At 64.6% G+C, this 12,052-nt stretch carries 11 protein-coding genes; 5 read left to right on the top strand and 6 right to left on the bottom strand.

Annotated elements, in window-relative coordinates; all coding sequences use genetic code 11:
* Positions 1-101: 101 nt before the first annotated feature.
* Positions 102-1,007, bottom strand: coding sequence for a 3-methyl-2-oxobutanoate hydroxymethyltransferase (gene panB / locus J2808_RS19480; RefSeq protein ID WP_309819945.1), 906 nt, complete (start codon positions 1,005-1,007; stop codon positions 102-104).
* Between the two features lie 266 nt (positions 1,008-1,273).
* On the opposite strand from panB, the gene glnA (J2808_RS19475) reads away from it, so the two are divergent.
* The 4 genes from glnA (J2808_RS19475) (at position 1,274) to J2808_RS19460 (ending at position 6,669) form a co-directional block, all read left to right on the top strand.
* A complete protein-coding gene (gene glnA, locus J2808_RS19475) occupies positions 1,274-2,614 on the top strand; it encodes a type I glutamate--ammonia ligase (protein ID WP_309819943.1) in 1,341 nt (446 codons plus the stop codon).
* 9 nt (positions 2,615-2,623) lie between these two features.
* Positions 2,624-5,635 (top strand): bifunctional [glutamine synthetase] adenylyltransferase/[glutamine synthetase]-adenylyl-L-tyrosine phosphorylase, encoded by a 3,012-nt coding sequence (locus J2808_RS19470; RefSeq protein WP_309820108.1) that lies wholly within the window; start codon positions 2,624-2,626, stop codon positions 5,633-5,635.
* Positions 5,636-5,698: 63 nt separating this feature from the next.
* Complete coding sequence (locus J2808_RS19465) at positions 5,699-6,142, top strand: VOC family protein (RefSeq protein WP_309819940.1); 444 nt, start codon at positions 5,699-5,701, stop codon at positions 6,140-6,142.
* A complete protein-coding gene (locus J2808_RS19460) occupies positions 6,139-6,669 on the top strand; it encodes a GNAT family N-acetyltransferase (protein ID WP_309820107.1) in 531 nt (176 codons plus the stop codon). The genes J2808_RS19465 and J2808_RS19460 overlap by 4 nt, the downstream gene beginning before the upstream one ends.
* Positions 6,670-6,933: 264 nt before the next feature.
* Here the strand turns inward: J2808_RS19460 and glnA (J2808_RS19455) are convergent, their stop codons facing one another.
* Positions 6,934-8,358 carry a type I glutamate--ammonia ligase gene (gene glnA / locus J2808_RS19455; RefSeq protein ID WP_309819938.1) on the bottom strand — a complete coding sequence of 475 codons (1,425 nt, stop codon included), beginning with the start codon at positions 8,356-8,358 and terminating at the stop codon, positions 6,934-6,936.
* A 264-nt stretch (positions 8,359-8,622) separates the two neighbouring features.
* Here glnA (J2808_RS19455) and J2808_RS19450 point away from each other — a divergent pair, with 264 nt between their 5' ends.
* The gene (locus tag J2808_RS19450) at positions 8,623-9,060 is read left to right on the top strand and encodes an RDD family protein (RefSeq protein ID WP_309819936.1); all 438 of its coding nucleotides are present in this window, start codon (positions 8,623-8,625) and stop codon (positions 9,058-9,060) included.
* On the opposite strand, the gene J2808_RS19445 is transcribed toward J2808_RS19450, so the two are convergent.
* The 4 genes from J2808_RS19445 to lipB form a co-directional block, all read right to left on the bottom strand.
* The gene (locus J2808_RS19445; protein ID WP_309819932.1) at positions 9,057-9,413 is read right to left on the bottom strand and encodes a DUF3817 domain-containing protein; all 357 of its coding nucleotides are present in this window, start codon (positions 9,411-9,413) and stop codon (positions 9,057-9,059) included. The two genes, J2808_RS19450 and J2808_RS19445, sit on opposite strands and share 4 nt — an antisense overlap.
* 99 nt (positions 9,414-9,512) lie before the next feature.
* Entirely contained in the window at positions 9,513-10,265 is a 753-nt protein-coding gene (locus J2808_RS19440) for a DUF4191 domain-containing protein (RefSeq protein ID WP_309819930.1), read from the bottom strand.
* Positions 10,266-10,352: 87 nt separating this feature from the next.
* Positions 10,353-11,360, bottom strand: a complete 1,008-nt coding sequence (lipA, locus tag J2808_RS19435) for a lipoyl synthase (protein WP_309819927.1) — start codon at positions 11,358-11,360, stop codon at positions 10,353-10,355.
* Positions 11,357-12,025, bottom strand: coding sequence for a lipoyl(octanoyl) transferase LipB (gene lipB, locus J2808_RS19430; RefSeq protein WP_309819925.1), 669 nt, complete (start codon positions 12,023-12,025; stop codon positions 11,357-11,359). The genes lipA and lipB overlap by 4 nt, the downstream gene beginning before the upstream one ends.
* Positions 12,026-12,052 lie beyond the last annotated feature (27 nt).

The raw sequence follows: 12,052 nt of genomic DNA, 5'->3' as shown, positions 1-12,052 counted from the left end.
GATTCTGAGCGCCACGGCCACTGCCCAACGGTAGAAGACGGTGCCACACCCTCTGGCGAACAGGCGCGGACCGGTGGCCGCTGCCTTAGGCGGCCGTTGCTTTAGAAGGAGTGCTCCGGGCCCGGGAACTGGCCCGACCGGACTTCCTCGCCGTAGGCTTTGGCAGCGTCGCTGAGGGTGGTGCGGAGATCGGCATACTGCTTCACGAACTTCGCCATCCGGCCGCCCCGGAGCCCTGCCATGTCCTGCCACACCAGCACCTGCCCGGTGGTCGCGCTTCCAGCGCCAATGCCAACGGTGGGCACGCTCACGGCCGCGTCAACGGCGGCGGCCGTGTCCGCGGGAACCATTTCCATCAGGACGGCGAACGCCCCCGCCTCAGCCAGCGCCACGGCGTCGTCAATCAGGCGTTGCGCGTCGTCGCCGCGCCCCTGGACCCGGTAACCGCCCAAGGCGTGTTCACTTTGCGGGGTGAAACCGATGTGGGCCATTACGGGGACGCCGGCCTGGACCATGGCCCGGACGGTGTCCGCGTAGTATTTTCCGCCCTCGATTTTGACAGCGTGGGCAAGGCCCTCCTTAAGGAAGCGGACGCCTGTTTCCACACCCTGCTGCACCGAGACCTCATAACTGCCGAACGGCAGGTCCGCCACCACCAAGGCGCGCTTGGCCGACCTCGCCACAGCGCGGCAGAGCGGGAGGAGCTCATCCACCGTCACCGGGAGGCTGGTCTCGTTGCCAAAGACATTGTTGGACGCCGAATCGCCCACCAGGAGCACATCAATGCCCGCCTGGTCGAAGATCTCCGCACTGTATTGCTCATAGGCGGTCAGCATGGCGAACCGGGTGCCGTCCCTTTTGGCCTGCTGCAGGTGGTGGAGGCGCACTCTCGGCGCGGGCTTCGCGGACCCGTCCGACGACGGCGGCTGCACCTGTGCAGCTCCGTTGCCGTAAGGAGCGGGTACTTCGGCGGACGCGCTTGACTCAGAGCTATTGGTTGGGGCCATGGCAAGAGCGTAATGCGGTACAGGCCGTCCGAGCCACCGCCGTCTGGCTTGTGGACGGTGATCCCTGTCATATTCGGGGCGCAGCCCGGCGGGTACATCGGCCAGTTGTCCGCAGGGCAGGGCAGGATTGACGTGTTAACGCTGTGTTACGTCCGGCGCCGTCTCCCGCATCAGCGGCAATTGCTTAGTAAAGTGATGGTGAACTGCTGCCGGCCGCCGTTTCCGCGGATCCGGGGCATGACCGTTTGACCGGAGAAGAGGCCTTAATGGACCGCCAGCAAGAGTTTGTCCTGCGCACAATCGAGGAGCGCGACGTACGGTTCGTACGTTTGTGGTTCACCGACGTCGTGGGTTCACTCAAGTCGGTGGCCCTCGCCCCCGCTGAGGTTGAGGGCGCCTTCGAAGAGGGCCTCGGCTTTGACGGTTCAGCCATCGAGGGCCTGGCGCGCGTGTTCGAATCGGACATGCTGGCGCAGCCGGATCCGTCCACGTTCCAGATCCTGCCATGGCGCGGTGAGACTGAGCAGACCTCGCGCATGTTCTGCGACATCCTGACCCCGGACGGCGAACCGTCCGCTGCGGATCCCCGGAACGTCCTCAAGCGCACGCTGGCCAAGGCCGCCGACATGGGCTTCACCTGTTACACGCACCCGGAGATCGAGTTTTACCTCCTCAAGTCCCAGGAACCGGGCCCCGACGGTGCGCCCGTCCCTGTGGATGAAGGCGGCTACTTTGACCACGTTCCCGGGGGCGTGGCCCAGGACTTCCGGCGCACGGCCGTCACCATGCTGGAGTCGGTGGGCATCTCCGTGGAGTTCAGCCACCACGAAGCAGGACCCGGCCAGAACGAAATCGACCTCCGGTACGCGGACGCGCTGCAGACAGCGGACAACATCATGACATTCCGCACCGTGATCAAGGAGGTGGCCCTCCAGCAAGGCACGTACGCCACCTTTATGCCCAAGCCGTTCACCGACCACCCCGGTTCCGGCATGCACACGCACTTCTCGCTGTTCGAGGGCGACACCAACGCCTTCTATGAAGCGGGCGCTGAGTTCCAGCTCTCCAAGACAGCCCGCCAGTTCATCGCCGGCATCCTGAAGCACGCCCCGGAGTTCACGGCCGTGACGAACCAGTTCGTGAACTCCTACAAGAGGCTCTGGGGCGGCGGCGAAGCACCCAGCTACCTCAGCTGGGGCCACAACAACCGTTCGGCACTGGTCCGGGTTCCGCTCTACAAGCCCGGCAAGGGCCAGTCCGCCCGGATCGAATACCGCGGCATTGATTCTGCAGCGAACCCCTACCTTGCCTACGCCGTCCTGCTGGGAGCCGGACTGAAGGGGATCGAAGAGGGCTACGACCTGCCGGCCGCAGCCGAGGACGACGTCTGGTCACTCAGCTCTGCGGAGCGCAGGGCCATGGGCCACGACCCCCTGCCCGCCAGCCTCCACGACGCCATCCGCTCCATGGAGGACTCCGAACTGATGCCCCAGATCCTCGGTGAGCAGGTGTTCGAGCACTTCCTGCGCAACAAGCGCGCCGAATGGCAGGACTACAGGCTCCAGGTGACGCCCTACGAACTGCAGCGCAACCTCGGCATTCTCTAAGCGGTGGCGGTGAGCCTCGCCCGCCGCCTCATCTCGGCCGGCTTCAGTGACCTGGAGAAGGGTGAGCGGTTTCTCGCTGCCCCGGAACTGGACGGTTTGGACGAGGACAGGATCTTCGCCGGCCTGCAGATGGCCGCCAACCCCGACACCGCGCTGCAGTCGCTGGTCCGGCTGATTGAAAAGCACCCGCAGCTGCGGGAGCTGGCAGCCGCCGATCCGGAGACCAGCGAGCCGCTCTACCGCGTACTGGGGGCCTCTGAAGCGCTGGGCGAGTTCCTCATCCGCCATCCGGAACACCTCACGGCTTTCGAGGTCACGGCCAGCCCTGAACCGATGCCCGCGGATCCGGAGCAGCTCCGTGCAGCCCTTTTGGGGTCAGTGCTTGCGGACCCGCGGTCCGCCCGTCCGGTGGCGGGGGTGACCGGCGCTGAGGCGTATGCGGCCCTGCGAACGGCCTATCGTCGGGGAGTGGTGGACCTGGCCGTTAAGGACCTGTGCGCTGCTGATCCGCTGGACTTTATGCCTGCTGTCGGAGCTGAACTCGCCGACCTGGCGGGAGCTGCCATCGAGGCCGCCCTCGCAGTTTCGCGGGCGGAGGCCGCTGAACAGTTCAGCGCCGAGGAAGTTGCCGGCGTAGGCCTGGCAGTGATCGGCATGGGCAAGTGCGGAGCCCGGGAACTGAACTACATTTCCGACGTCGACGTTATCTACGTCATCGAAGCCGATGATCTGGAAGATGCACGGGCAAGCACCATCGGTACAGCCCTTGCCGCCGGTATTTCCCGGGCCATCTCCTCGGTGGCACGCGAACCCGGCCTCTGGGAAGTGGACGCCAACCTCCGGCCGGAGGGGAAATCAGGGCCGCTGGTCCGCACCCTGGCTTCCCACGAAAGCTACTACGCCCGCTGGGCGGAGAGCTGGGAGTTCCAGGCACTGCTCAAGGCGCGCACCATCGCCGGCGATAGGGAACTCGGGGAACGGTACGAAAAGGCGGTGGCACCGCTTATCTGGAGTTCCGCCGGACGCGAGGGCTTCGTCGAATCAGTGCAGGCGATGCGCCGACGGGTCACCGAACACATTCCCGCCGCCGAGGAACAGCGGCAGATCAAGCTGGGCCGCGGCGGACTCCGTGACGTCGAGTTCACGGTGCAGCTGCTCCAGCTGGTGCATGGCAAGTCCGACGAATCACTCCGCCGCAGGGATACCACCGCGGCCATCACTGCCCTCTCGGCCGGCGGCTACATTGGCCGGTCCGATGCCGCCGCCTTCGACCAGGCCTACCGCTACCTTCGGCTGCTGGAACACCGGATCCAGCTGTTCCAGCTCCGCCGGACGCACCTGATGCCGGCCGGCGAAGCCGCCCTGCGCGCCCTCGCGAAGGCCGTGCTGGGCCCGTTCTCCACCGACCGGCCACACCCGGACGCGTTGCTGGCGCAGTGGCACAAAACCAAACGGTCCGTCCGCGAACTCCACGAACGAATTTTCTACCGCCCGCTGCTCAACACTGCGGCCAAACTCAGCAGCGAGGACGCCAGGCTGACTCCGGAGGCGGCCCAGGGACGCCTCGCTGCGCTGGGTTACGGCGACCCCAAGGGTGCCATGCGGCATATCGAGGCGCTCACTGCAGGGGTCAGCCGGCGGGCCGCCCTGCAGCGCCAGTTGCTGCCCATCCTGCTGGACTGGCTTGCCGAGGGTGTGGATCCCGACGCCGGACTCCTCGCCTTCCGGCGGGTCAGTGAGGCACTCGGCACCACGCACTGGTACTTGGGCATGCTCCGCGATTCCACGGCCGCCGCCGAGCGGCTGTGCCATGTGCTCTCCAACTCACGCCTGATTGCCGACCTGCTGGAGGTGTCGCCGGAGTCGGTGGCCTGGCTGGGCAACAACAAGGACCTCCTGCCACTGGGATTTGAAGCCCAGTGGCAGGAGATCACCTCCAAAATGTCACGCCATGCTGATCCGGAAAATGCCATGCGGCTGATCCGGCTGATCCGGCGCCGTGAGATTCTCCGGGTAGCGATCGCCGATTCCGCCGGGATGCTCAACCAGGACGAGGTGGGCGCAGCCCTGGCAGACACGGACCGGGCCGCGGTGCTTGGCGCCCTCCGTGTGGCGGAGGGCATTGTGTCCGCAAAGGGACCGCTTAAGACTGCCATGCTGATCGTGGCCATGGGCCGGCAGGGCGGGCGCGAGATCGGCTACGGCTCCGACGCCGATGTGATGTACGTGCACCGGGCGTTGCCTGGCTATACGGACGAGGAAGCCCAGGAGCAGGCGGCCCGGATTGTCGCCAAGGTTTCCAGCCTCCTGACCCAGCCGCTCAAGCCTGCCATCATGGCCGAACGCGTCCTGCAGATGGACGCGGACCTCCGCCCCGAGGGCAAGAACGGCGCAATGGTCCGCTCCTTGGACTCCTTCGCCGAGTATTACCGCCGGTGGTCCCTGATTTGGGAGGCGCAGGCGCTGCTGCGGGCCCTGCCGATGGCCGGAGATGATTCACTGGCCGACGACTTCGTGGCCCTCATCGATCCGATCAGGTACCCGGAGAAGATCTCCGAGCAAGATGTCCGGGAGGTGCGGCGGGTCAAGGCGCGGGTGGAGGCCGAGCGGCTTCCGCGCGGAGCTGATCCCGCACGCCACCTCAAGCTGGGACGCGGGGGATTGAGCGACGTCGAGTGGCTGGTTCAGCTCCTTCAGCTCCAGCACGCAGGCAAGCACCATGAACTGCGGACAACGTCAACGGTGGAAGCCCTGGACGCTGCGGCGTCACTGGGGCTGCTCTCCGCGGCTGACGCCAATCTCCTCGCGGACGCATGGCGCCTAGCCAGCCGGATCCGTTCCGCCAACGTGATCTGGAGCGGCAGGGCCTCGGACCTCCTGCCGTCTTCACGGCGGGACCTCGAAGCCGTCGCGCGGTGGTGTGGCTACGAGCCAGGCCACGCCGCCACGCTGGAAGAGGACTACCTGCGCCTAAGCCGGCGGGCCCGGGCGGTGTTCGAGAGGGTGTTCTACGGCCACTAGACCACCCCTGCCGTCCCGGTTCTCTGCAGACAGCCGCTCCGCTCCGGTGCTACCTTGGGGCGCATGGCTACGCAAATCTACCTGAACCTGCCCGTGAAGGATCTGAAGAGGTCAGTCGATTTCTTCACCGCCCTTGGCTTCTCCTTCAACCCGGACTACACCGACGAAAACGCCACCTGCATGATCGTCAACGACAACGCGTTTGTGATGCTGCTGGTGGAAGGCTTCTTCAAGACCTTTACGCACAAGGACGTGGCCGATGCCAGCGGCTCGACGGAGGCCATCCTGGCCTATTCCGTGGACAGCAAGGAAGCCGTGGACGAAACCATCCGCAAGGCCCTCGCCGCTGGCGGCACACCGTCGCAGGAAGTGCAGGACTACGGTTTTATGTACAACCACAGTTTTCAGGACCCGGACGGGCACCTCTGGGAAGTCATGTGGATGGACCCTGCGGGACCGCCGGCCGAGGATGCGTCGGCCGCGAGCACCGAAACACCGGGCAACTGACTGCTGCAGTCCAGTCCGTCTGGCTCATTCCCCTGGACGACCTGGGCCCGGATGCGTGCGCCATCCAGTTGGGAGCAATCGCCCTCCTGGAACTGGCACCGGGGCAGCTCGTCTTTGTCGGTGATCCCTTGCGCATGGCCTTGGCCGGCCTCGCGGAAGAGTCCCGGCGCCCGTATGTCATCGAAGCCGGCGGGGAAGCAGTCGGAGTGCTCACCCTCCAGGCGGGGGCTGCCCGGCTGGCCGGCTGGCCCGATGACCATTCTGCGTGGCTGCTCCGGGGATTCCTACTCGACCGGCGGTGGCAGGGCAGGGGATTGGGACGCCTTGCGGCGGCCGCAGCGGTGTCAACAGCCGCGAAACTGACGGCCAAGCACGGAAGCGGCGAGTCCGGCGTCGTACTTTCAGTCAATGAAGGCAACCCCGCGGGCCTGGCGGCCTACCGGAAGGCCGGATTCCTGGACCACGGACAGTACCTGGGCGGAAGTTCCGGCCCGCAGCGGACCATGTTCCGCAGCTTTACAGGATAATTTCGCCGGAAACAGCCGCCACAATTGCCACAGGCCGCACTTTGACCCATTATGTGGAATGGCGGTGTTCTTCAAACCTTGTTGGGGGGAAGGCTTGAAAAGTCTTCGTCTCGGGGAGCACATGTCAGGGGGCTGGCTCCTGGTCTCAGCACGTCTGGAGCCAGCTCCCGCCTTAAAGCCAAAAGTCCGCCCGGACTGCGCAGCATAAATGCTGGCGGCCCGGGCGGACTTTCTGGGGTTGAACAGGTTCAGCCCCGCGGTGTTCTAGACGCCGTAGTAGAGCTCGAACTCGTACGGGTTCGGGCGCAGGGACAGCGGGCGGATCTCGTACTCGTACTTGTACTCGATCCAGGTGTCGATCAGGTCCTGGGTGAACACGCCACCGGCCTGCAGGAACTCGTTGTCCTCGCGGAGCGCCTCAAGGGCTTCTTCCAGCGTTCCCGGAGCCTTGGGGATGTCCTTGGCTTCCTCGGCGGGGAGCTCGTAGAGGTCCTTGTCGATGGGAGCCGGCGGTTCAATGCGGTTGCGGATGCCGTCGATGCCGGCCATCAGCTGGGCAGCGAAGGCCAGGTACGGGTTGGAGGAGGGGTCCGGCGCACGGAACTCGATGCGCTTGGCCTTCGGGTTGGAGCCCGTGATGGGGATGCGGATACCGGCGGAGCGGTTGCCCTGCGAGTAAACCATGTTGACCGGAGCTTCGAAGCCCTTGACCAGGCGGCGGTAGGAGTTGACCGTTGGGTTGGTGAAGGCCAGCACTGCGGAAGAGTGCTTCAGCAGGCCACCGATGTACCAGCGGGCGGTGTCGGACAAGCCGGCGTAGCCCTTTTCGTCGTAGAACAGCGGCTCGCCGTTGGTCCACAGCGACTGGTGGCAGTGCATGCCCGAGCCGTTGTCACCGAAGACCGGCTTCGGCATGAAGGTCACGGACTTGCCCCAGGCGTCTGCCGTGTTCTTGATGACGTACTTGAACTTCTGCAGGTCGTCAGCGGCGTGGGTCAGGGTGGTGAACTTGTAGTTGATCTCAGCCTGGCCGGCGGAGCCGACCTCGTGGTGGCTGCGCTCGACCTCAAGGCCGGCCTCGTCCAGGGCAACACACATGGCATCGCGGAGGTCGGCCTGCTTGTCAGTGGGGGAAACCGGGAAGTAGCCGCCCTTGATGGGGGTCTTGTAGCCGAGGTTTCCGCCCTCTTCTTCGCGGCCGGTGTTCCAGTGCGCTTCTTCGGAGTCGATCTTGTAGAAGCTGCCCTCGGGGGAGGACTGGTACTGGACGTTGTCGAAGACGAAGAATTCGGCCTCGGGAGCGAAGAACGCAGTGTCGGCGATGCCGGTGGAGGCGAGGTAGGCTTCAGCCTTCTCGGCCACGCCGCGGGGGTCGCGGTGGTAGGGATCGCCGGTGCGGGGGTTCACGATGGAGAAGTTCAGCGCAAGGGTCTTCTCCATGCGGAAGGTGTCCAGGAATGCGGTGGTGACATCCGGGATGAGCTGCATGTCGGATTCGGCGATGCCCTGGAAGCCGCGAATGGAGGATCCGTCGAAGAGCTGGCCGTTGACGAAGAAGTCAGCGTCAACGCTCTTTGCCGGCACGTTGAAGTGCTGCTGGACGCCGGGAAGGTCGGTGAAGCGGATATCGACGAATTTAATATCCTCGTCCTTGATGAACTTGAGGACTTCGTCCGCATTCTTGAACATCTATGCTCCTAACGCATATGTAAATATCTGGCTTTTAAGCCATCTGGCCCAGCGCAATCCGAAGGGCAGGGAAACTCGGTTTCCCTGCTTGGAGTAATTGCTTGAAACTGATACCAACCTTATGGACACGTCATTTCCCGACGGTGTCCACATTGTTTCGGGCAGGTTACAGAAATGCCCTGATCAGGCAACGCTATCCGGTGTCCCCACTGTGGTCCAGCGGCTTCCACTCTGTGAGCGGTGGGAAGTCGGTAAGCTTGGACCGTGGTAGATCGCAACGACATCGGCTCCTGGCTCACCGGACCGGACACCTCCGGCATCTCAAAATACCCGGGAGAGCGCCTGGGGCTGCCGGAAACCGGATCCGGCTCCATTGCCCGGGCCGGACGGCGCATTGTGGCCATCCTGTTGGATTGGGGCCTTGCCCTGCTGATCAGCAATTTCGCGTTCGGCGGAGACTCCTGGGCCACTTTGGCCGTTTTTGCAGCCGAACAGATGCTGCTCGTAGGCACACTCGGGTACAGCATTGGCCACCGGATCATGGGTATCCAGGTGGTCCGGTTGGGCGGTGGGCCGGCGGGACCGCTGCCCGCCGTGGTGCGTGCCCTGCTCCTGTGCCTTGTCATCCCGGCAGTGATTTTCGATCCGGACCACCGCGGCCTTCATGACAAAGCGATGAACACGGTGCTGGTCCGCCGCTAGACTCCGGCGGGTTCCCTGACCTCGGCGGTGCGTGCTGCGCCATCTGTGAGGTAGCCGCGTTTCCCGGCCCAGCGCTCGAACGCGATGGTGGCGAACGGGAAGACAGCGGAGATCCCGGCGAACAGGGCCACCACAAACGGCCAGCGCTGAAGCCGCCACAGGGTAAGGGCTGCCACTCCGTAGCCCACAAAGAGTGCGCCATGGATCGGGCCGGCGATTTCCACGCCCAGCTCGGTGGTCTTAGCGATCCACTTGAAGTACATGCCTATCAGCAGGGCTGCCCAGCTGAATGCCTCGGCGACCGCCAGGATTCGGAAGGCGCGGATTGCAACTGTCTTCAGCGGCGTTGTCATGGGTTCTCCGATCTCAGGATGCGTTGACGCGATGGTTGGCGCCACAAAAAAGACCGCCCCGGGCCCAGCCTGAGCCGGAACCGGGGCGGTTCAAAAGTCTTAGCGTCCGCGGTTGGGGCGGGCTTTGTAGGGATCGATTCCCTTGGGGATGGGGAGACGGGTGCCCAACGACGAGATGCGCTTGGATACCGCGTTCACCTCGAGCTTGGTCAGTTCCTTCTTCAGCTTTCCCATCTTCTTGGCTACCTGGCTGATGGGAACCTGACCCTCTCCGCGGCCGCTTTCGATCACGTGTACCGTAACGTTCGGGAGGATCCTGGCCAGGCGCTTGCGCTCGGCGTCCAGCAGCGGCTTGACGCGGACGGTCGGGCCTTCACTGACAAGGACGACGCCGGGACGGCCGATGGCGCGGAACACGGCATCCTGCGTGCGGGGGTTGACCGAGACGGGCTGGTCTTCGGTGATCCAGCCGCGCTTGAGCGTGCCCAGGGCAGCGCCCGACGCGCCGGGCTGGTTCTCGATCTGCGCGAACGCCGCGCGTTCGGCCCGCCGGGACAGGATCAAGGTGGCTCCGAGCAGGCCCAGCGGGATGCCGATGAGCAGGCCGGTGATCCAGTTTTCCAGCAGCAAACCAACCACGAGGCCAACAGCCACAACGCCCAGGAACACCAGCAGCATCAGCCACGGGACCATGGGGTCGTGTCGGCGGGTCATGTTGAAGACTTCGCCGATCTGCTTGAGCCGGCTGGGCTTCTTGACCTTTGCTTCTTTGGGCTTGCGCGAGAAGAGGCCACGCTTCGGGGCGCCTTCGGCCGCCGGTGCAGTGTTACTGGAATCAGGGGTTTTCGCCATAGTGCCTCAATTCTACGTGATTTATGGCTGAGGGCCGGACGCCGGATATTGTCCGGTGCCGGCCCTCAGGGCAAACAGAATTGCGCGTCAGGAACGGGCTGCGAGCAGTGAGCTGGCTTCCTGGCGGGTGCTGCCGGAGGACTCGATGTGGGCGAGTTCGGCGGGGATTTCCCAGCCCTTCTTGCGCATGGCGGTGGCCCAGAGCCGGCCGGCACGGTAGGAGGACCGGACCAGCGGGCCGGACATGACGCCGAGGAAGCCGAGCTCGTCGGCCTCATCCTGCAGGTCCACGAACTCCTGGGGCTTGACCCAGCGGTCCACCGGCAGGTGCCGTTCGGACGGGCGCAGGTACTGGGTGATGGTGATCAGGTCACAGCCGGCCTCGTGCAGGTCACGCAGGGCCTCGGAGATTTCCTCGCGGGTCTCGCCCATGCCCAGGATCAGGTTGGACTTGGTCACCATGCCCAGGGCCCGGCCCTGGGTGATGACATCCAAGGACCGCTCGTACCGGAACGCGGGCCGGATCCGCTTGAAGATCCTGGGCACGGTCTCGACGTTGTGCGCGAAGACCTCGGGCTTGGAATCGCAGATCGCCGCGATGTGCTCGGGCTTGCCGGAGAAGTCCGGGATCAAAAGTTCCACGCCGGTGCCGGGGTTCAGCTCGTGGATCTTCCGCACCGTCTCGGCGTACAGCCAGACGCCCTCATCGGCGAGGTCGTCGCGGGCGACGCCGGTGACGGTGGCGTAGCGCAGCTGCATGGCCTGGACCGAGCGGGCCACCTTGGTGGGTTCGAACATGTCCACCGGGGAGGGCTTGCCGGTATCGATCTGGCAGAAATCACAGCGCCGGGTGCATTCGGAGCCGCCGATCAGGAACGTGGCTTCCTTGTCTTCCCAGCATTCAAAGATGTTGGGGCAGCCGGCCTCTTCACAGACTGTGTGCAGGCCCTCTTTCTTGACGAGGTTCTTGAGCTGGACATACTCAGGACCCATCTGGACCTTGGCCTTGATCCACTCCGGCTTCCGCTCCACGGGGACAGCCGAGTTACGCTGCTCAACGCGCAGCAGCTTCCGGCCTTCTGGTGCCAATGTCACAGGAGCGCTCCTTCGGGGTTTGAAACGAGTGCTTCTTCGTGTTTGCGGAACTCGTCCATAAACCGGTCGGCAATATCGCTCGGGTTGATGTTTCTGCCAGCTTCGATGGACATCGTGGTGACGCCGGCGTCGGTGATGCCACAAGCGATGATCTGGCCATAGGGGGCCAGGTCATTGTTGCAGTTGATGGCGACGCCGTGCATGGTGACGCCGTCCAGGACCCGGATGCCGATGGCGGCAATCTTCCGGTCCGGCCCTTTGCTGTCCGCGGTGATCCATACTCCGGCGCGTCCTTTGATGCGCCCGGCGTTGATGCCGTAGTCCGCCAGGACGGCGATCATGACGGATTCGAGCCGCTCAACGTAGTCCCGGATGCCCGAGCGGTTCTTCAGTTTGAGGATGGGATAAGCAATCAGCTGGCCAGGGCCGTGCCAGGTCAGTTTTCCTCCGCGGTCCACGGACACTACCGGCGTGCCGTCCAGCGGGCGCTCGTGCTCTTCTGTGAGCTTGCCTGCCGTATAGACGGCGGCGTGTTCAAGGATGAGGACTGTGCTGGGCGCCTCGGCCGCGACAACTTTGGCGTGGATTTCGCGTTGCAGATCCCAACCCCGTGTGTATTCGACGAAGTCCGGGGCGAGACCCACCTGTGAAAACTCAAGAGTCATGGCATCCAGCTTAGACCCCGGTCCCTA

Source organism: Pseudarthrobacter sulfonivorans (assembly GCF_031454915.1).
Classification (GTDB): Bacteria; Actinomycetota; Actinomycetes; order Actinomycetales; family Micrococcaceae; genus Arthrobacter; species Arthrobacter sulfonivorans_C.
Note: the sequence above shows the minus strand (reverse complement) of the source record. Positions and strands in the feature narration are given on the sequence as shown.